Source organism: Sphaerimonospora thailandensis, from assembly GCF_016863115.1.
Lineage (GTDB): Bacteria > Actinomycetota > Actinomycetes > Streptosporangiales > Streptosporangiaceae > Sphaerimonospora > Sphaerimonospora cavernae.
Genome location: NZ_BOOG01000043.1, coordinates 1 through 18,577, shown reverse-complemented (window position 1 = coordinate 18,577; position 18,577 = coordinate 1). Strand labels below are relative to the sequence as shown.

The window sequence follows — 18,577 nt, the reverse complement described above, 5'->3', positions numbered from 1 at the left end:
CCTCCGATCGCCTCGAATGGGTCGAGGGCGCAGCCCGACAGTGGCGGGCTCAGCACCTGCGGCAGTTCTCACGCAGGAGGGCCCGAGATACGGCGAGCAAGACGAGCCCCGTCATTCTTATCCTGCGTGCCGAGCCGAAGCGCCGTCCCGTCAGCCCGCGGTCGTGACCGGTGTCTCGGTGAGGCGGCGCAGCGCCGCCTCCGCGTACGCCAGACGCGTGTCCGGGATGTTCAGGCGGATGATCACCGTGCGGTAGTCGCCGAGGAGCTCCGGCAGCACCTCGCGGGCGCGCTCGTCGTCGGGCGCGTTCTCCAGCAGGTCGGGGATCGCCTCCTCCGCGGCGTCCGCGACGACCCGCCAGCGCTCCGTCTCCGCTGCGCGGCGCGCGAGTAGGGCCAGGGTCAGCACGAGAGCGCGCCGCCACGTCCCCGGCGTCTCCCGGTCGAGTCGCCGGTAGCAGGCGATGGCCCGCTCGGCGGCGTCGTACGCCTCGTCGCCGGAGGACATCACGGCCATCGTGTGCAGGGCCTGGCCGAGGTCCGGCATGGCGTCCGTGCCGTCGGCGGCGTCGAGGAGCGACACCGCCCGGCGGAGCAGGCCGAGCCCTTCCCCGATCTCGCCGAGGCGGCACGTGGCCAGACCGGCCAGCAGCAGGCACCGCCCGGTCCGCACCGCCCCGCCATCCTCCTCCGGCAGACGCCGCGCGACGTCGGCGGCGTGCAGGGCCACGCCGGCCGCGTTCTCGTCATCGCCGACCTCGGCGAGCCCGTCGGCGGCGGCCTCGAGAAGATCGGCGAGAGTGGGCCTGGCGTCCGCGTCGACCAGGACGGCCTGTTCGAGAAGCCCGATCGCCTCCCGGATGAACGTCAGCGATCCGGCCGTGTCCCCGGCCCGGTCGCAGGTCATCGCCGCCGAGATCAAGGCCCTGCGGAGGTCCGCGCGTACGGCGGTGCGCCCCTCGGCGAGGAGCGCGCGGTAGAGGCCCACGGCCCGCTCGTACGCCCCGGCCGCGCCGGACAGGTCGCCGAGGCCGGTGAGCAGGTCGCCGAGAGCCCCCGAGGCGCGGGCCAGGAGGTCCCGGCAACCGGGATCGTCCGCCGCGAGATCGTCGTACGTCTCGACCGCCTGGCACATGCGCGCGGCCGCGTCCTCCGGCTCGCCCAGGCGGGACAGCGCGTGCCCGGCGTCCTCGTACGCCTGCGCCAGGAAGTAACGGAGCCCGGGATGCCCCGCTGCGACGAGGCCCTCCAGCATCGTCGCCGCGCGCAGGCTCGCGGGCGCCGCCTCGGCGGACCGGCCGGCGCGGTTGAGTGCCGAGCCGAGCCTGCCCACGCCGAGCGCGAGCTCCCCGGCGGCCTCCTCGGTCATGGGCTCCGTGGCCTCCCGCAGCGCCACGACGACCCGCAGCGCCTCGGCCTCGTCCTCGGGCCGGCCCCGCAGGCACAGCCCGCCGGCGAGGTCGCTGAGCGAGAGCGCCAGCCAGTCCGGTCCGTCGGCGGGGACGATGGCCAGGCCCGCGGTGGTCTCGGCGAGCGCGTGCAGCGCCGCGGAGATCTTGGGCCGGTGCTCCGCCGTGCCCTCCAGCCGGTCGTACTCCCTGGCCAGGTCGGCCGCCGTGCATCCCTCGTACGTCTCCCCGGCGGGGGCGCCGTCGCGTACGGGTCCGGTCAGGTCGGCGGCACGCAGCCGGGCCTCTGCCGCGGCCTGCCCGCGTCCGAGTGCGGCCAGCGCGTCGCCGAGCCGCCGCAACGCCTCGGCCAGGTCGCCCCCGAACCGCTTGGGGTCGCGCGCGTGCAGGCGTTCGCGTACGGCGACTGCCCGCGTGGCGGCGTCGAGCGCCTCGACGGGCCGCTCGCAGGCGAGCAGGTAGCCGGTGAGGTCGCACAGCAGCACGCCCAGCTCGGGGAAGTGGGGGTCGCGGTCGTCTCCGGTGGTCGGTTCGAGCAGAGCTACGCCACGGCGGGCCAGCCGTACGGCCTCGTCGGGACGGCCGAGCTGCGCGCGGCACCAGGCGAGCCGGTCCACGCAGAAGGCGTGCAGCCCCGGCACCTCGGGCATCACGGCGGCGAGGGATTCCGCGCGCTCGGCCGCCTCCGCGGCCTCCCGCAGGCGAGGGGTGCCGGTCAGCGAACTGGCCAGGTCGGCGAGTGCCTCCGCCAGCTCGACGCCCGCCTCCTCGCGAATCTCGAACACCTCGACTCTGATCGCGTTCGCGTACGCCGCCTCCTCGAAGCGTCCGGTCTGCGAGGCGTGGTCGGAGGCCTGCCGTGCCGATGCCAGCAGGTAGGGCTCGACGGCCTCCGGGTCCAGGAGCCACAACTGGTGGCGGATGGTCAGCGCGCGATCGGCCGCGGCCCAGGCCTCGTCGAGTTCGCCGAGCACCGCGTGGTAGCCGGACAGGTTGTCCAGCGCGACGGCCAGGTCACGCAGATGCCTGCGCTCGCCTGGGACCAGCCGATCGTAGATGGTCACGGCCTGCGCGGCGGCGTCGCGTGCCTGCTCGGGCAGCACGAGCGACGCGAGGTGCGCGCCCAGGCTGTTGAGCGCATTGGCCAGGTGCTGCGGCTCGTCGCCCTGCTCGTACAGGGCGACGGCCTTCCGCGCGGCCACCACGGCATCCTCGCGCCGCCCCAGCGGTCGGAGCTTGTTGGCGAGGTTGTTCCAGGCGCCCGCGAGGGTGGGCAGGTAGGCGTCCGGGTTCTCCTCGTAGAGCCCCTGCCACAGTTCCAGCGCGTCGCGGGCCGCCCGCTCGGCATCCTCATGGCGTCTGGCGCCCGCGAGGCTGCTGCCGAGGTGGCCCATGGCCCGTGCGATGGTTTCGCGGTCCCCGGAGTTCCGCGCCGCGGCCACCGCCCGCTCCGCGAGGCGCAGCGCCGCCTCGTGGTGCCCGCGGTGGAACTCCAGCTCCGCGAGGCGGCCGAGCAGCCCCGCGTACGGTGCGGCCCAGCCGGCGTCCGCGGCGGCCAGCAGTTTGTACTGGCGCGCGGTCACCGTCAGGACGGAGGACGCCTCGCCGAGCAGGCCCTCTCCGGCGAGGATCTCCGCCAGCCGGTACAGCTCCGGCGCGAGCCCCTCGCGGAAGTCCTCGCTCCCGGGAACGGCGGCGAGGTAGACGTCCTTCGCCTCCATGAGGCGGCCGTGCTCCAGCAGCCGCCTGCCGTACGTCCAGAGCATGAGTGCGCGCAGGGCGGGCTCGGGGTCGAGCCTCTCGACGAGTTCAACGGCCTCCGCCGCGACGGCCAGCGCCTCGTCGTCCCGGTCGAGCGCGGACAGCGGGTCAGAGATCAGGTGCAGCATGAGCGCGAGCTGGATGTCGTTCACCGGATGCCCGGCGATCTCTCGCAGGACGGCCGCTGCCTTCAGTCCGTTCTCCACCGCCTCCTCCAGCCGGTCGAGCCGGAGCAGCGCGCTCGCCCGGTAGCGCAGCATCATCGCGAGATTGAACCGGCAGTCGTCGCCGGTGGCGGCGACCACCCGAGCCCAGGACACGCCCAGCTCGGCGATCTCCAGCACTTCGGCGTGCTCTCCCTGTTCGAGGAGGAGCCCGGACTGTGTTTGACAGGTCAGCGCGAGGTTCAGCGCATAGCTGGAGTCGTCGGCCACGCAGCGCTCGTAGTGGCGCAGCGCCTCACGGTTGGCGGCCACCGCCTCCTCCACCCGCCCCAGTTCGACAAGCGAGGTGCCCCGATCCCGCACAGCGTGGGCGTACATGCCGCGGTGGCGCACGCCGAGCACCAGGTGGGGCCGGAGCACATGTGCGCACTCCTCGAGAGCGTCCACGGCCTCCGCGTGGCGTCCCCGCCCGGCAAGGAGCGAGGAGAGCATGCCGAGCGCATTGGCGAAGTCCAGGAGGTTCCGCTCGCGGAGCGGCCGGAGCAGGTCGGCGACGATCCGGCGGGCCAGGATGTGGTCGTCCGCGCAGCCCATCTGCCCGATCTCATGGCCGATGCGGATCACCTCGTCGGTCACCGCATACAGAAGCTCCTCGGCGTCGTCGCTGTCGGGGATCGGCTCGACGCCGGGGGCGCGGGCCGCCAGCGTCTCGATCGACCGGCGAACCTCGGCGTCGAGCAGGTGAGGAGCGAGAGCGCCGAGCTTGGCGCAGGCGTCGAGGAGTTCCATCTATTGGTCTTTCGGGAGGAAGCCGGACAACTAAGGTGTAAGAGGTAGAGATCACACCTTATGCGGCTTATGTGAATTAAATCCACAGTCTTTTTGTTACGGTCCAGTGACGGTCGCCCGCCGTGCGAGGCCGTACCGGCTGGGAACGCTGGGCCGGATGGATACGACGCGGGCGGCCGCGCCGGCGATTCCACCGGCCCGGGCCCCCTGGCAGGTGTCGCAGCCGAGAGCCGTGTAGAGGCAGGTGCGCCGGTCGTTCCAGTCCGTGCCGACAACCCTCGACCTGCTGATCCACGGCCCTCCCGGGTTGCGGCAGACCTCGTCCCGGACCTCGCCGGTCATCACACAGGGCCGCTGCGGCAGCCGGGTGACGACGACCGCGTCGCCGTCGGCGAGAGGTTCCCGGGTGTGGGTGCCGATCGGGGTCAACAGCCCCGCCGTCCAGCGCAGGACGGCCGGCTGGCCGAAGCGGCGGGCGACCTCCAGGACGAGGCGCTCCTCGGCTCCCACCACGACCACCGACTGCAACACCTGGACAGAAACCGGACGGCTGTGCCAGCATCTGGCCCGGGTCACGAAGCCGACCACGCCCCTGGATCAGAGTCGGCTGGCAACCTCGCCTCACCGCGCAAGGTGCCCTCCAGGGAAGACCTGGCCGCTGCCGGCCCGGCAGGGGCAAGCGCGGATCTCCCTGCCCTCGGGTAAGGGGGTCCCGGAACATCAAGGACCCCTCATGACCTCGTCCTGGGACCTCTATTGCACGGCGGTCGTCCGCTTCCAGCTGGACGCCGCCGTTGTGGAACTGACGCCGGCCGCGCCGGGGACGTGCGCCGGCGTCCTGCCGCCGGCTGCGGCGGTCCACGTGATCACCGCGTTCAACCCGGGTGGCCGTACGGCTGCCCGGGACGTCAACGCCCGCGCCCAGGCGGCGCTGGTCGCCGAGATCGACGCCCTCGGTCTGCGGTGGTGGCCCGCCGCCGGAGGGGATTTCGCCGCGGGGCATGTCGAGGACAGCGTGGCCGTCGCCGGTCTGGACGACCGTGCGGCCCGCGCACTCGGCCACCGCTACGGCCAGGACGCCGTTTTCGCCTGGACCCCCGGCGCCTGGCGCCTGCTGTCCTGCCGGGACACCCGTACGGCCACGTTCGGCTGGGTCGCTCGTACGCACTCGGCCGCGGCCTGACCTGCGTTTTCCTCGGAAAGGTGCTCCATGGAAATCTCGGATGCCTCCTGGGAGGAGCTGCGGGATGCGGCCGCACAGTGTTCCCGTGCGACCGCCCTCCGGTACGACGAGGTCCTGCGAGACGGGTGCGGCGTCGCCTTCTACCGCGTGCAGAGGGCGGACCCGGAGCACCGTCCTTCAACGTCATCGTCACCAACGACTCCGGAGACCTGCTGATGATCCGCCGGTCCGACGACGACACTGGGCCGTCCCCGGCGGTGCGATCGACCGCCGCTTCCAGATCGCTGAAGCGCACCCTTCTGCGAGCCGGACGGCACGGCGGGCAGGTGCTGCCGGCACCTGATGCTGGGAGGTCGTACGGTCCTCCTGAACTCGGCCTTCGCCATGGTCTCGGCGTCCCGGCCGGGGTCACCGTAGGCGGCTGCCCTTCAGGTCAAGGACGCAGGAAACCCGTGTGGCGGCAGTGCCACAGTGAAGGGGAGGGGACCCGTGCTCGACATCCACATCAGTCTGACCGGCAGGATCGCCTACGACCCGATGACACCGGGCCGCCCGTACGGCTCGATGCTCCTGCCGCCGGTGCCGTGCCGACCTGTACGGCACTGCCTGCCTCTCTTTGTCCCGTACCGCCTTTTCGAAAGGAGTTCGCATGTCCACGACCACCGCCGAGTGGGGTTGCCTACGAGCACCAGATGACCGTCCAGGACAAGGAGGACGCCGACGGCGGCCGGCGATCGGGTCATGGCCCCGTGCTGCCGCCGCTCAGGTTGGCTTGAATGTCGCCTTGCTTCTGTTCCACCACGGTTTTGATCAGAGTGGCCAGGCCCAGTGCGACCCCGGCGATGATGGCCGTGATGATCACCCATTCCACGGCTGAGGCTCCACGTGTCGGGGCCGTCCGGGCGCGGTGGACCCGAACGGACAGGCAGGCTCGCAGGTAGATGATCCAGGGGTGGTTCAACGGGGCCTCAACATCTTCCACGGGGCGTACGAGGGTTCACGCAGGGGGCGCAGAGCTGGAGTAGCTCAGGACACGTAATATTACTGTTTGAAGTCGACCATGCGCGCATTGTGTTTGCTGGAGTTGTGAAGGCGCGGGTGAACGAGCCGAGAACCTGGAACTCCATGCCACGCTCCCGCACAGAGAGGCAATCCAGGGGCACGGTTGAGGACTGCTGGTCGAACGCTCCGCCGAGGGTGAGGTCACTGTGGGCTGGTGATATCGCCGGGACTAGGTGAGGACTGAGAACCGTGGCGTACGCGGAAGGGCACCGTGAGGACGAAGGAGCCCGCCAGCCACGCGGCGAGTTACGTACGATCGATCAAGATCAATTCGGTGCCCGCGGTGGCCTGTCTGGCTGGGCCGGTGAAGCCCGCCGTGGTGACCAGGACGCCACGGTGGCCGGGGTAGGCGTGCAGGGCGCCGAGAAGATCGCGTATCTCGGGGGAGCCGACCGATTTCGCCCACCTCTTGCACTGGACGACGAACCGCTCTCCGGTGGCTGCGACGGCGATGATGTCGACGCCTCCGTCGCCGCTCACTTGGGGATGTTCATGGTGCTGGGCGGCTGTGCTCCCAGGCAGTCGTGAAGAGGAGGAGCGCGTAGTCGTACATCAGGCTGGGCCGGTGGGCGAGAATGCATGGGGAGTCTCGGCCGTGTTCGGACTGACGGTACATGGTGAGGAACGCGGCGTTGTCGGTGACGATGACGCGGTGCAGGTTGGGTAGGTCGTAGAAGCGCAGGGTGACGTGGTCGCGGTGTCTGGCGACTTCGGTGACGTAGGCGGCGTTGATGCGTACTTGCTCGGCGAGCATGCCGGGAGCAAAGCCCAGGTCCACGCGGCGCATTTCGGCTTCCCTGTGGGAGAGCCAGGAGTCGGGGCCGAGGTCGGGGTCGGGCAAGAGGACCTGGACGCTTTCGAGGCGACTGCCCGCCGTCTGCCAAAGGGTGGCGAATCCGTCTCGTGTCAACTCGTTCCCGCGTCCGGCGAGGACGTGTACCCAGCGGGCACGGGCCAACTCGGCCGCCAGCTCCTGGGAAGCCTGCCGCTGGCGGGGGAAGACGCGGCGGACTCCCAGGCCCGTCAGCCGGGACAGGAGCGTGACCGGCCACTGGCGGGAACGTACGGACAAGAGCCATCCCCCGACGACGGTGATCGCGGTCGCGAGAAGAGAGCTGACCACGCCGAGCATGAACGCATCCACGTTCGTCTCCTTGATCACGGGCTGGGAGGGAGGCGGGTGTCAGCCACCGTCGATTGACAGATAGGGGAGCAGGCTGCGCAGGACCATCGCCGCACGGTATGCGGCGAGATCTTGCTTGCTGTCATCCTTCCGCTGGCTGGCGTCGTCGGAGATGCCGCGGACGACGATCCAGCCGTTGACGGCAGCGGGCCCGTCCTGCTCGTGGAATGCCTGCATGAGGCCGCCGGCCTCCATGTCCACCGCGAGGATCTTGTCGTTGTACGCTTTCAGGTATTTGACGATCTCGGACTCGGCGTCGGCGATCACCGCGTCCCCCGAGCCGATCGGTCCGGTATGCACTCGGTAGTCATGGGTGGCGCCGTCGTCGTCGGTGCTCACGAGCCGGGCGGGCTCGCCGTAGTCGGTGAAGAACGAGTTCACGGCGTGGCCGATGGCGGCGGGTGCGTCCTTCTCCTCTCCTCTGCGCCGTCGCCCATCCGGGGTCTCCTTACGCAGGTCGTAGTAGACGACCTGGGTAGTGACCACGACGTCCCCGATCGGGAGCTCGGGGTCGATGCCGCCCGCGATTCCGGGCAGTGCGACGACCGCGGGGTTGTAGTGCCGCCGGAGGTGGTCGAAGGCCACGACGGTCGACCGCTGTCCCTGGGCCAAGGCGCGGATCGCGGCGACGCGGACGAGGTTGTCTCGCGCATTCACTTCTCCTTCCCAGAAGGGAAGCCCGCCTGTCGGGACCCGATGCAGGCCCAGCACCTTGTGGACGGCGTGAGCCTCGTTTCCCTTGACGGTGATCACGCCCACGTCGGCGCGTCTGGGCTGTCCCGCGCCCTTGTCATGGTCTGCAGACAGGGTGACCCGCGCCCCGTGGCCGATGGCGGACTGGCTGATCTGGGTGGTTCCTCCGTAGTTCACGACGCCGCTGTTGTCGCGCATCATTGACCTCCATCGCTGGTCGGGTGTGGTTGGGAGCCTCCGCCGGGTTCGTCGCGGGCGTCCGCGCGGACCTGGGAGTTGGTACCGACGGCCGATTGGTTGATCTCGGTCCTGCCGCCCATGTTGAGCACGCCGGTGTTGATGATGCTCAGTGCTTTCTTCTGGAACGCCGAGGTGTCGATCCCGTGCCCACCGAGGAAGTCTTCGACCGCCGTGAGTAGGCGTTGCTCGATGAGTTTCACGTGATCGTGGATGATCACCTTGTCCAGTTGGGCGTACTTCCACGGGGTCGACTGGAGTTCCCGGATGCTCAGGCGGGCCCCGATCGCCATGCCGCGCCGGGGTTTGAACATGCGGTTCTTACGCGCGCGTACGACATTGGCCAGCAACACAGGGGCCTCGGCAAGGTGCCAGATTCCGGCGACTTCACCGGGGAGGTCGAAGAGCCTGCGCACGGTGGAGCGGACCACGGCACCCGCACCGATCTCGCCGTATCCGTCGAGACGGTGGTATTCGGTGGGGGTGCGGGTCAGGGCGCACGCGGCGAAATCGAGGCTGAGCGCCCGGCCCTTGACAGTCACCCGGAGGAAGACCGTCGTGACCAGTTCACCGGTGGCGCTGGCACCGATTTCGAGGAAGTGGTGAACATCCCCGTAGGGGTCGTCGATGACCTTGTTGATATGGTGCTGGTCCGGACGTTCGCGTAGCCAATCAGGGCACGGCCGTACCTCGGCCCCGACCTGCCGCTCCCCGTCGCGGGCACGGACGCAACGGCAGCACAATGGTCACCCGTCTCAACAGCTCTCGACGGCGGCACGCCGCTGGCTTTCGACCACGCCGCGATCCTGCGTGACGGACTGGAAAGAGCCAGAACGCAACTGGAGCACACAACGGTGGCCGCGGCCTTCTGCCCCGAGCCGTTCACCGTTGGCGACCTGCGCCGCATCTACGAAGCCGTGTGGGGCTTCAAACTTGATCCCAGCAACTTCCGCAGGAAGGTAACCCGGACGGAAGGCTTTCTCCAACCCACGGGCGAGCGGCGCATACCGGATATCGGGCGTCCAGCAGCGCTCTACCGTCGTGGCTCGGCGTCCCTTCTGATCCCGCCATTGCTGCGTTCCGGAGAAGTCTCCTTCCCCTGACGCAGTATCGGCTCCGATTCGGTCGTGGCGTGGACGGCGACAGTGACCTCCGCATCGACAGGAGGGCGCGGGCGGGTCCCGTCTACGACATCTGACCAACGATCACTAAACCGGACAAACCACAACAACGCCGGGGCCGTGGCTCGTGGGTGACCTTCCAGCATGACCATCGCGGGGCAGTCGCGAGCGACGATGCTCCTCTCCAGCCGTTCGACGACATCGAAGAGCAGGTTCGCTGTATCGGCGTTCACCTCGTTTCTCCTCTCAAGGTTTACGGGTAGGCCACCGCCAAAGTCACCCAACGGGTCGCCGCCCCACTATCGACGACGGATCCACGGCAGTGACCAGGTCCCCTAACGCTTGGCGATCCACCGCCCCCAGCCCCGGACCGATCGCCGATCTCGTAAACGGCACACCATTGACTTCGATCAGGACGTCTTCTGGGACATGCCCGCCGCGTTGTCCTACGTGGACGACGTGGATGCCAGCGCGGCGTATGTGCACGTCGCCTCGGATTGTCAGTGCGGTGGGTCATACTCCGCCTAGCCAGGGTGATCATCAACAAGGCGAAGGCGTTGACATGGCACAGTTGCTGCGGAGGCTCGACGACGAGGTTTACGTCGAGTACAACACGTTCGGGCTGGACGGCACCGACCTGCCGGAGTGGGACTCTCCCACCGACGAGCTCTACCACTTCGTCGCGGCCGTGCGCCTGGAGTCCTGGGACGCCGAGCCGGGGGCCGCGGACGCCTCGTGGACGCCGGTCAGTTCTGGGACGTTCGTCGCGGAGAGTGGTGTGGTCGCAATCGTGACGATGATGGACGGCAGGGGGCATGACTTCCTGATCGGGCCGCCGCGTTTCGAGTACGGCGTGGACATGTACCTGCGTGAACCCGAGCCGAGCGACGGGCATGCCACAGGTGAGTGCGCGGAGGCGTGGCTGCTGAGGTTCTGGCCGATCCGGGATGTCTTCGACCCGATCACGCACGCGGCGCCGTTCTCCTACATCGCGCGCGGAGTGCTGTACTACTCGATCGACCTCGAGCCTGAGCAGCTCGTGCAACCTCCGGCGCGGCGGGAGGTGCCGGTGCCGGTCTCGGCGGTGGCGGACTGGGCGTCGCTGCGCGCGGACCCGGACCTGGACACCTTCGACGGCTGGCTGCGTAGGTTGCGCCGCAAAGCGGAGGACAGGGGCGTCACCGTTCACGAGTTGCTACGCGCGGCCGGGGTCGACATCGAGGACGGGGTGGACCTCACCCCTGCCTGCTGCACCACGCCGCGGATGCGTGCGGGGCGGTTCAAGGATCCGCTGATCGACCGCTACTACGCCGAGCAGGCGCGGTGGGGCTCGTTGTCCGGGCGCGACCTGGGCGAGGATCGGCTGCGCGAGTACGCCGACGGCGAGCGCATCGCCAAGGAGCTGTGCCGCGGCGGCACGCATACGTTCTCGGTGCCCGTCGAAGGCCGCGGCGCCCTCTATGTGCCGGCGGGTGTCAGCCGCCGCGTGTGGCGGTGGGAGGACGACATGCTCGGCGGAGAGCTCATGGACGAGGGGCTGACGGTAGATCGGCAGATTCTGGCCAGGAACCCATGGACAAGGCAAATCCTCGTCTCCGGCATCGTGACTGTCCTGCGCCGCGACCACGACAGGCACGGCTGTGGCGACACCGTCTGGTACGTGGTGCGCGACGCCGAGCCGCACGAGGCGGCCAGGGTCTTGTGCGCGGAGGCCACCTGGGAGGAGGACCAGGATCTGCGCCACGCCTTGGACGAGGTGGCCAGGGAGAAGCTGATCGAGCTGCGGGCCACCTACAGGAGCCGGGAGAGGTGAGGGCGTGCGGCCAGGTCGGAGGCTGCTCAGCTGACGAGAACCAGTTCCAGCGCACCGGTGAGCTTGGCAGCCGTTCTCAGCCGTAGAACGAGCGACAGCAGATCACTGACCGCCGACGTCACCGGTGGCCACTTCACGTCACCGGGATCCGAATGGTTCGCGCTTCAGACGCCGTCCTCGTCCACGACAGTGGCACTGACGGTGCTGGCCTCGGGTAGCACCGCCGTGCCGAGCGGCCGCAGGCCCTTGCCCGGGGGACGAGGAAGCGATCGCGTTGCGGCCCAGTCAGTTGAGGTTGGCGTGGCCCAGCGGGGGCCGCCGCCCATCACCGTGCCAGCCGATCGCGATGGCCCGGCCGCCGTCGCGCGAGAGCTCCGACAACCGGGGTTCTTCTGTGACGTCCATCCACTGGATCTGCACCGCCAGGGTCCAGGCGTCCCAGGGGCCGACGAGGATGATCCCGTCCTCGTCGCCGGGCATCTCATCACCCTCGAAGCCGAGTCCGATGTCCTCCAGCGTGAGCGCCGTCGCGCTGCCCAGGTCGGCGCCGAGCCGCCGGGCGGTCTCCTCGACCGTCAGTCCTTCGGCCCAGACGGCGGCGAAGCCGTCGGCGACGTTCTCCCAGCGGGACTCGAGCAGGTCGTACAGGTGAGTGGGGTTCGGCATGTCCATCCGATCGAACATTGGTGTGCCACTCCCCGGTCGCGGGGAGGACGGTTCTCAGGTGCGTATGGGTGCGAGCACGATGTCGAACCGGGCGCGTGACCACGTGCCGTCCAGCGCGCGCCCGTCCGGCGTGGGCGTGCCGGGCTGATGGGTGTGGAAGTCCTTGACGAGGGAGTCCTTCACGCCGAAAACGGTGTCGGAGTCGAGCAGCTCGTCACCGCGCACGAAGATGTGCGTCACCAGTGTCCGCAGATCGGGCGCCGTGACCAGGAAGTGCAGGTGCGAAGCCCGCATCGGCGAGCGGCCCACCGCCTCGAGCATCCGCCCCACAGGGCCGTCGTGCGGGATCGGGTACGGCGTCGGCGTGATGCCCCAGAAGGCGAAGCTTCCCGAGTCGTCGGTGAACAGGTGTGCCCGCGCGGCGGTGCGGCCATCGGCGTACTGCACGTCGTAGAAACCGTCCTCGTCCGCTTCCCATACCTCGATCCGCGCATCGGGGACCGGGTTGCCGTCGGTGTCGTGCACCGTGCCCTCGATCCAGCACGGCTGGCCGATCGCGCCGGACGAGATGTCGCCGCCGATCGGCACCTCCGGTGAACCCTCGACGAAGAACGGCCCGAAGACCGTCGCCTCCGTCGCGTCGCCGTAGGCTTCGTTGTTGATGGCGATGGTCTGCATCGAGGCGCCGAGCACGTCGGACAGCAGGATGAACTCCTGCCGCTTGTCGTCGGTGATGTGGCCGGCCTGGGTGAGGAACTCGATGGCCTTCGCCCATTCCGCCTCGGTCAGCCGCACCTCGCGCAGGAAGTCGTGCAGGTGTCGCACCAGCGCCTGCATGACTTCCTTGAGGCGCGCGTCGGGGCAGTGGTCGAAGGACTGCAGCACCCGGTCGACGAGGCCCTGCTCGCGGGCGGCCTGCTCGGGCGAGATGTCGGTGCTCATGACGGGTCGGCTCCTTCCCAGGCGGCGCGCAGCAGCGCACCGAGGTTGTCTGCGGTGGCGGGGGTGGGGTTGCTCGGGGGGACGACGGGGAGGACGGCGGTCACCGCGTCCGGCAGATCTGCCTCGGCGAGGCCGTGGTCGCGCAGGGCGCGGGGGGCGTCGAGCGCCGCCCGGAGCGACTGCAGGCCCTCCAGCGCGGTCGCGGAGCCGAAGGCCCGGGCCAGCCTGGCCTCGGCCTCGGGGGCGTTCGGCGCGTTGAGGGCGAGCACGTAGGGCAGCACCACGGCGTGGGTCTGCGCGTGCGGCAGGTTGTAGCGCCCGCCGAGCACGTGGCAGATCTTATGGTGCAGACCGGAGCCAGCCGAGGCGAACGCGACGGCGGCGAGGTAGGCACCGTAGAGGGTGTGCTCGCGCCCGGCCAGGTCGGTGGGGTCGGCGTCCACTCGTCGCAGCCCGTCGGCGAGTGCTCGTGCCCCCTCAGTCGCCAGGGCTGCATTGATCGGGTCCGCCTTCGGGGCCCACAGCGAGTCGACGCAGTGCGCCAGCGCGTTGAGCCCCGAGGCGACGGTCATCCTCTTCGGCAGGCCGAGCGTGAGCTCGGCGTCGTACACCACCGAGTGCGGCAGTACCCGCCGATCGCTGCCGGTCGACTTGGTCGCCCCCTCGGTGAGTCCCCACACGTCGGTGGCCTCGCTGCCGGCGTACGTGGTCGGCACGGCGACCACGGGCAGGCCGGTGGTGAGCGCGACGGCCTTGGCAAGCCCTGTCGTCGAGCCGCCTCCGACCGACACGATCGCATCCACGTTGTGGGCCGCCGCGGCCTCCCGGGCCCGCTCGGCCACGTCCAGCGGGACGTGCATGACCACCTCGTCGTGGCGCAGCGCAACGGGGATGCCCCGGGTGACGCGGTCGGCGAGCTCCGCCGCGGCCGGCGCGGCGATCACCATCACCCGCGCGGCGGCCAGGCGCCCGACCTCGGTCGCGACGCCCTCCGTCGCACCGCCGGAGGCGAACACGACGCGCTGGGGGAGGGTGTCATGGACGAACCTCATCGACCCAGGGTCCTGGTCAGCGCCGAGCGTAGCGCCTCCTCGGGATCTTCCACCATCGACATCGACCGCCAGGCGATGTGCTTGTCTGGGCGGATCAGGATCGCGCCGCTCTCGTCGACCTCGCGCAACTTCGCCCAGTCGTAGTAGAGGTCGGTGACCTCACGGCCCGGGCCGATCACGACCGCCTCCAGCGGCACGGCGAGCTCGTGCCCGACTTTGTCCGCCGCGTGCGCCCACGCCTCGCCGGCGACGCCGGTCAGCAGCGTCCACCGGGTGTACGGCGCGAGGTCCATCAGCGCCAGCTTCGTGACGTTGTCGCCGACCCAGGCGTGCGGCAGGTGCGCGCCGGGGCTGGTCGACATCACGTAGTAGAGGTCGTGGTCCGCGCTGGCCGGCGGGTGGGTGCCGTCGGAGACGATCGCCGAGGACTCGTAGAACTGGCCGAGCTCGACGCCGTGGGCGTTGAACTCGTAGTTCTTCAGCTCCATCGCCTCGACCAGCGCGGCGCGCTTGGCGATGCCCTCCGGGGTGTTGGCCTTGCGCTCCTCGATCGCCGCCGCCATGTCGGCGGGGTCCTCGAGGTCGGCGATGCCGAGGGCCTCGAAGAGCTGCCCGAACTCCCGCGCCGATTTGTTGGCGCGGGTGACGATCCGCTTGGCGACGGGCGCCCGCTCGGCGGAGTAGGACCCCAGCAGCGACGGGTCGGCATGGCCTCGGAGCACCGCCGCGATCTTCCAGGCGAGGTTGTACGAGTCCTGCACCGAGGTGTTCGAGCCGAGGCCGTTGCTCGGCGGGTGCCGGTGGATGGCGTCGCCGACGCAGAAGACCCGGCCCTTCTGCAGGTGTGTCGCGTACATCTCGTTGACGCCCCACAGCGAGTAGCCGGTGATCTCCGGCTCGAGCTCGGGCATGCCGAGCAGGTCGCGGACGATCTTCTTGGCCGCCTCGTCGTCGAGTTTCGGCGGCTCGGAGTTGATGTCGTATCCCCAGACGATCAGCCACTCGTTCCACGGACGGACCATCCGCACGAGGCCGGTGCCGATGCCGCCGACGTTCGAGCCGGGCTGGATCACCCAGTAGAGGACCGACGGGCGGTGGTCGACCAGCGCCGAGATGTCGGCCCTGAAGGTGATGTTCATCGACCCGGCGATGTCCATCTGGCCCTCGTAGGGCAGGTCGATGTCCGCGGCGACCTTCGACCGGGCGCCGTCAGCGCCGATGAGGTACTTGGCGCGGATGGTGTACTTCTGGCCGGTCAGCCGGTCCAGCACCCGCACGTCGACGCCATCGGAGTCCTGGGTGTGCGACAGGTACTCGGTAGAGAACCGACTCTGTGTGCCGCGCATCGTCGCGTTGCGCACCAGGATCGGCTCGAGGTAGGTCTGCGGGATGTCGACGGTCAGGCACGGGGACGCCAGCTGGTAGTCCGCCTCCCGCCCTGGGTGGGTGCCCCAGGTGAGGATGCGCCCGATCTCCTCGCCCGCGATCGAGGTGCAGAAGACGGTGTCGCCGCACAGCTCGTGCGGGGTCGCGTCGTCCAGCACCTCCTGCTCGATCCCCATGTCGCGGAAGATCTCCATCGCCCGCTGGTTCGTGATGTGCGCCCGCGGTGTGTTCGCGGTCCACCGGTACTTGGTGATCATGATGTTGGGGATGCCAAGCGTCGACAGGAACAACGCCGCCGACGCGCCCGCCGGTCCCGACCCGACGACGAGCACGTCGGTCTCCACCCCCTGACCGGACTCGGGCAGGGCGGTTGCGGCCTGGCCGTCATCGAACACTGGCATCGCGCTTGACTCCGTTCTCGCCGGCCCAGGTGCCGGGCGCTCCGGCGATTCTCGGCGCCGGAGGTGACCGGCGTCACGCCGGGAGTAGGGCGATGGCGGAAATGCGAACCTTCAACTATGTGCGCGTCGCACCTCGCCGGCCGCCACGCCGAACCTGCGCTCGAAGCTCTGGGAGAAGTACGCCCTCGAGTTGAACCCACATCGCGCGGCGACGTCGACCGTGCGTAGTCGTGCAGCGTCGCCGCCGGCGAGCAGGCTGTAGGCGAGGTCGAGTCGGCGGGCAAGGATGTAGCGCGGCACGCTGGTGCCGGCCTCGGCGAAGACTCGCGACAGGGTCCGATCGCTGATGCCTGCTGCGGCCGCGACCTCGACTGCCCCGAGACCGGGGTCGGTGAGATGCTCCTCGATGAAGGCCTTGGCGGTGCTGCGATGTGCCAAGGAGCGAGGCCCCCGCTCGCCCGCGGCGAGGGCGGAGGCGAGGTCCAGCACCGCCGCCTCGTCGGCGGGCACGGCGTCCTTGGGCCTGACCGCCTGTCCGACGATGCGGACGAGGGCTCGGGCGATTGCCTTGCTGCTGTCGCGGGTGTCGAGCACGACGGGCGCGGGCACGGACGACAGGCCGGTGGCGGCCTCGAAGTTGCTCCGGGGCAGCTTCACCGCCAGTTCCTCGAGCCCACGCGCGAAGGTACGCGCGAACGGCTGGTCGGCGTCGCAGACCAGCAGGTGACCCGGGCGGAGGACGTGACGTCGGCCAGCTTGCTCCAGGACGACCTCCCCGCGCAGCGCTGCGTAGATGGCGATGGCATCGGCCGGCTGGTCGTCGACCACGGCCGCAGTGCGATGGATCGCGTGTCGGCTGCCACGGACGAATGCGAGATGGAGCTCGCCGAGCTGGACGTTGACCTCGAGCGCCCGGAACGGCTGCTCGGTCGGCACGTCACACTGCAGAGCGATCAGGGAGTCGGCGTTGTAGCGTTCCCAGAACTGGACCTGACGATCGAGTGGGACGTCGATCGTCGTGAAGTGGCGCCGAGACGCGATGCCGGTTCGACTCGTCAGTGTCTGTCCCCTTTCTCGGGCAATGCCAGTGACTACTCATCACCTTTGATCATGCCCAGATCTCTCTAGCGCGTACTTCCCTGATGATCTGCCGGGAGAGGCGTTTCGCCTCGCACCAGGCGGCACGCCAACACCCATGTCCATCCCGATGGTGAGGTCGATCAGCAACTCGCCCTCGTCGAGCACGTCGGCGAGGGGCGGGGGTGATGGTGAGCGCAGGGCGCGCAGGAGGCGGTGCTTTCGGTCGGTGCCGGGCTCGATGGCGAACAGGTTGATCGCGGAGGATCCGTCCCAGAGTGCTCGTTGCAGCAGCACGAGGTCGTGAAACAGGTGGAGCTCGAACAGGCCGGCGTGGAAGCGGTGTCCGCGTTGGTCAGGGGTGGCCGATGACATCGGCAGCGAGACCTGGGCGCGGGTGAAGCCCACGACGCGTTCGCCGGCTACGGACCCATGGGGAAGCCCGTCGAATTCTTCGGCGGGCGCGACCCGCACACGCTGAACCCCGGATCCGAGCTCTGGACGACGGTGCGGGACGGCGATCCAGGGGAGTGCCGGTTCGTGCATCTGTACGTCAGCGAACGCCCGTGGCAGCCCGGGATGATCGACCCGCTGTTGCGCGCCGTGGCCGACGACGAATGCGCTGACGTCCTCATCACCGACACGGGGCTGCGCCGGCTGTATCACCCCTACGACGGCGGGGCGGACTGCATTCTGGAAACCACCGAAGAACGCGACCGTCTGAAGGCCGCGCACCACGACTGGCTGTCGAGGCGCCCGGATGGGTTCTGACGACCGGCAGGTACGGTTCCTCCCGGTGGCCGAGCTCAGCGGGATCGGCGGCTTCCGGGCCTGGCCCGTCGCCGAGAGTGCAGGCCGGATCGCGATCTCCGACCGGCTCGCGCCCGCCGAGATCGGCGCGGTCGTCGCCACCTTGGCACAGATGAATCTGGATGCCGGGGATGGTCCGGATCTGGCCGGGTCGGACACGACCGCGCTGCTCGGTGGTCTCCTCGGCAGGGACGGGCTGATCCTTCCCGGCGGTCTCGAGATGCGCGACCTCGGCACCGGTGTGACGGTCGTCCCGGGATGCTGTTGCGGGCTGGAGTCCTGGCGGGAGTGGGCACAGGTCCCCAGCGGCGAATACCTGTGGCTGGGACACGACCCGTCTCCATCGATCGCACTGGACGGCGAGCGGCTACGCGTGTGCCAGGACGGCGGACTCAGCGGCGAATCCGATCCCGAACACGTCGTCGACCTGCCGGTTTCCCTCCTACCTGAGCTGCTGCTTTCAGTCCGCCGTGACCTGGTGGGCTTCCTGCAAGCTCTTCCAGGGCGGCCGGCAACAAGTCGACGGCGCGCTTGGTCCTCCTGCCGCTGGGCTTCGGCAGGGGCGCCCCGTTGATCGTGGGTGGCGCCGCCGGCCGGGCTCGAACCGGCGTCCACCCGGTCCCAGAGCCGGGAGCTCTACCGCTGAGCTACGGCGGGCCGAGACCCAGTCTGCTCGATACGGCCTGCCGGGCGCCACAGGTTAACGGCGGGCATGATGGTCGTGCCGGTTGGCGATGGATGGTGACCTTGCCGGCCGGGCTCGAACCGGCGTCCACCCGGTCCCAGAGCCGGGAGCTCTACCGCTGAGCTACGGCAAGACCGCCAGCCT

At 69.7% G+C, this 18,577-nt stretch carries 17 protein-coding genes, 2 tRNA genes, 1 pseudogene and 1 riboswitch; of the genes and pseudogenes, 5 read left to right on the top strand and 15 right to left on the bottom strand.

Annotated elements, in window-relative coordinates; all coding sequences use genetic code 11:
- Window positions 1-150: 150 nt before the first annotated feature.
- Complete coding sequence (locus Mth01_RS21265) at window positions 151-4,122, bottom strand: tetratricopeptide repeat protein (RefSeq protein WP_204017672.1); 3,972 nt, start codon at window positions 4,120-4,122, stop codon at window positions 151-153.
- Window positions 4,123-4,218: 96 nt separating this feature from the next.
- The gene (locus Mth01_RS21260) at window positions 4,219-4,710 is read right to left on the bottom strand and encodes a hypothetical protein (RefSeq protein ID WP_204017671.1); all 492 of its coding nucleotides are present in this window, start codon (window positions 4,708-4,710) and stop codon (window positions 4,219-4,221) included.
- Window positions 4,693-4,810: riboswitch (SAM riboswitch) on the top strand. It overlaps the preceding gene by 18 nt.
- A gap of 45 nt (window positions 4,811-4,855) precedes the next feature.
- On the opposite strand from Mth01_RS21260, the gene Mth01_RS21255 reads away from it, so the two are divergent.
- Entirely contained in the window at window positions 4,856-5,305 is a 450-nt protein-coding gene (locus tag Mth01_RS21255) for a DUF3293 domain-containing protein (RefSeq protein WP_204017670.1), read from the top strand.
- Between the two features lie 739 nt (window positions 5,306-6,044).
- Here the strand turns inward: Mth01_RS21255 and Mth01_RS30170 are convergent.
- The 5 genes from Mth01_RS30170 to Mth01_RS21230 all read right to left on the bottom strand — a co-directional run bounded on the left by Mth01_RS30170 (window position 6,045) and on the right by Mth01_RS21230 (window position 9,223).
- Window positions 6,045-6,176 (bottom strand): hypothetical protein, encoded by a 132-nt coding sequence (locus Mth01_RS30170; protein WP_275408994.1) that lies wholly within the window; start codon window positions 6,174-6,176, stop codon window positions 6,045-6,047.
- A gap of 437 nt (window positions 6,177-6,613) precedes the next feature.
- Window positions 6,614-6,847 carry a restriction endonuclease gene (locus tag Mth01_RS21245; RefSeq protein ID WP_204017669.1) on the bottom strand — a complete coding sequence of 78 codons (234 nt, stop codon included), beginning with the start codon at window positions 6,845-6,847 and terminating at the stop codon, window positions 6,614-6,616.
- A gap of 10 nt (window positions 6,848-6,857) precedes the next feature.
- Window positions 6,858-7,511, bottom strand: a complete 654-nt coding sequence (locus Mth01_RS21240) for a hypothetical protein (protein ID WP_204017668.1) — start codon at window positions 7,509-7,511, stop codon at window positions 6,858-6,860.
- Between the two features lie 39 nt (window positions 7,512-7,550).
- Window positions 7,551-8,441: a 5'-methylthioadenosine/S-adenosylhomocysteine nucleosidase family protein gene (locus tag Mth01_RS21235; RefSeq protein ID WP_239089873.1), complete on the bottom strand. Its 891-nt coding sequence runs from the start codon at window positions 8,439-8,441 to the stop codon at window positions 7,551-7,553.
- Entirely contained in the window at window positions 8,441-9,223 is a 783-nt protein-coding gene (locus tag Mth01_RS21230) for a hypothetical protein (protein WP_204017666.1), read from the bottom strand. The genes Mth01_RS21235 and Mth01_RS21230 overlap by 1 nt, the downstream gene beginning before the upstream one ends.
- Here Mth01_RS21230 and Mth01_RS21225 point away from each other — a divergent pair.
- Both Mth01_RS21225 and Mth01_RS21220 read left to right on the top strand, forming a co-directional pair.
- Window positions 9,170-9,583 (top strand): annotated as a pseudogene (locus Mth01_RS21225) (NUDIX hydrolase); the annotation flags it as partial. The gene Mth01_RS21230 and the pseudogene Mth01_RS21225 overlap by 54 nt on opposite strands.
- Window positions 9,584-10,163: 580 nt before the next feature.
- Window positions 10,164-11,414, top strand: coding sequence for a hypothetical protein (locus Mth01_RS21220; RefSeq protein ID WP_204017665.1), 1,251 nt, complete (start codon window positions 10,164-10,166; stop codon window positions 11,412-11,414).
- 285 nt (window positions 11,415-11,699) lie between these two features.
- Here Mth01_RS21220 and Mth01_RS21215 read toward each other — a convergent pair whose 3' ends face one another.
- The 6 genes from Mth01_RS21215 to Mth01_RS21190 form a co-directional block, all read right to left on the bottom strand.
- Window positions 11,700-12,098 carry a hypothetical protein gene (locus Mth01_RS21215; protein ID WP_204017664.1) on the bottom strand — a complete coding sequence of 133 codons (399 nt, stop codon included), beginning with the start codon at window positions 12,096-12,098 and terminating at the stop codon, window positions 11,700-11,702.
- A 36-nt stretch (window positions 12,099-12,134) separates the two neighbouring features.
- Window positions 12,135-13,022, bottom strand: coding sequence for an intradiol ring-cleavage dioxygenase (locus tag Mth01_RS21210; protein WP_204017663.1), 888 nt, complete (start codon window positions 13,020-13,022; stop codon window positions 12,135-12,137).
- The gene (locus Mth01_RS21205) at window positions 13,019-14,074 is read right to left on the bottom strand and encodes a maleylacetate reductase (protein WP_204017662.1); all 1,056 of its coding nucleotides are present in this window, start codon (window positions 14,072-14,074) and stop codon (window positions 13,019-13,021) included. Before Mth01_RS21205 ends, Mth01_RS21210 begins: the two co-directional genes overlap by 4 nt.
- Complete coding sequence (locus Mth01_RS21200; protein WP_204017661.1) at window positions 14,071-15,861, bottom strand: FAD-dependent oxidoreductase; 1,791 nt, start codon at window positions 15,859-15,861, stop codon at window positions 14,071-14,073. The genes Mth01_RS21205 and Mth01_RS21200 overlap by 4 nt, the downstream gene beginning before the upstream one ends.
- Before the next feature lie 111 nt (window positions 15,862-15,972).
- Window positions 15,973-16,797, bottom strand: a complete 825-nt coding sequence (locus tag Mth01_RS21195) for a helix-turn-helix domain-containing protein (RefSeq protein WP_204017660.1) — start codon at window positions 16,795-16,797, stop codon at window positions 15,973-15,975.
- 162 nt (window positions 16,798-16,959) lie between these two features.
- Window positions 16,960-17,346 carry a hypothetical protein gene (locus Mth01_RS21190; RefSeq protein ID WP_204017659.1) on the bottom strand — a complete coding sequence of 129 codons (387 nt, stop codon included), beginning with the start codon at window positions 17,344-17,346 and terminating at the stop codon, window positions 16,960-16,962.
- A 24-nt stretch (window positions 17,347-17,370) separates the two neighbouring features.
- On the opposite strand from Mth01_RS21190, the gene Mth01_RS21185 reads away from it, so the two are divergent.
- Window positions 17,371-17,709: a DUF3885 domain-containing protein gene (locus Mth01_RS21185; RefSeq protein WP_204017658.1), complete on the top strand. Its 339-nt coding sequence runs from the start codon at window positions 17,371-17,373 to the stop codon at window positions 17,707-17,709.
- Window positions 17,699-18,322: a hypothetical protein gene (locus Mth01_RS21180; protein ID WP_204017657.1), complete on the top strand. Its 624-nt coding sequence runs from the start codon at window positions 17,699-17,701 to the stop codon at window positions 18,320-18,322. The genes Mth01_RS21185 and Mth01_RS21180 overlap by 11 nt, the downstream gene beginning before the upstream one ends.
- Window positions 18,323-18,329: 7 nt before the next feature.
- Here Mth01_RS21180 and Mth01_RS21175 read toward each other — a convergent pair.
- A tRNA-Gln gene (locus Mth01_RS21175) sits at window positions 18,330-18,406 on the bottom strand.
- Window positions 18,407-18,493: 87 nt separating this feature from the next.
- A tRNA-Gln gene (locus tag Mth01_RS21170) sits at window positions 18,494-18,566 on the bottom strand.
- Window positions 18,567-18,577 lie beyond the last annotated feature (11 nt).

Excerpts from the sequence above, each read along its gene's own strand:
- Mth01_RS21265 (WP_204017672.1), bottom strand. The coding sequence starts at position 4,122 with ATGGAACTCCTCGACGCCTGCGCCAAGCTCGGCGCTCTCGCTCCTCAC.
- Mth01_RS21255 (WP_204017670.1), top strand. The coding sequence starts at position 4,856 with ATGACCTCGTCCTGGGACCTCTATTGCACGGCGGTCGTCCGCTTCCAG.
- Mth01_RS21235 (WP_239089873.1), bottom strand. The coding sequence starts at position 8,441 with ATGCGCGACAACAGCGGCGTCGTGAACTACGGAGGAACCACCCAGATC.
- Mth01_RS21220 (WP_204017665.1), top strand. The coding sequence starts at position 10,164 with ATGGCACAGTTGCTGCGGAGGCTCGACGACGAGGTTTACGTCGAGTAC.
- Mth01_RS21215 (WP_204017664.1), bottom strand. The coding sequence starts at position 12,098 with ATGTTCGATCGGATGGACATGCCGAACCCCACTCACCTGTACGACCTG.
- Mth01_RS21210 (WP_204017663.1), bottom strand. The coding sequence starts at position 13,022 with ATGAGCACCGACATCTCGCCCGAGCAGGCCGCCCGCGAGCAGGGCCTC.
- Mth01_RS21205 (WP_204017662.1), bottom strand. The coding sequence starts at position 14,074 with ATGAGGTTCGTCCATGACACCCTCCCCCAGCGCGTCGTGTTCGCCTCC.
- Mth01_RS21200 (WP_204017661.1), bottom strand. The coding sequence starts at position 15,861 with ATGCCAGTGTTCGATGACGGCCAGGCCGCAACCGCCCTGCCCGAGTCC.
- Mth01_RS21185 (WP_204017658.1), top strand. The coding sequence starts at position 17,371 with ATGGGGAAGCCCGTCGAATTCTTCGGCGGGCGCGACCCGCACACGCTG.
- Mth01_RS21180 (WP_204017657.1), top strand. The coding sequence starts at position 17,699 with ATGGGTTCTGACGACCGGCAGGTACGGTTCCTCCCGGTGGCCGAGCTC.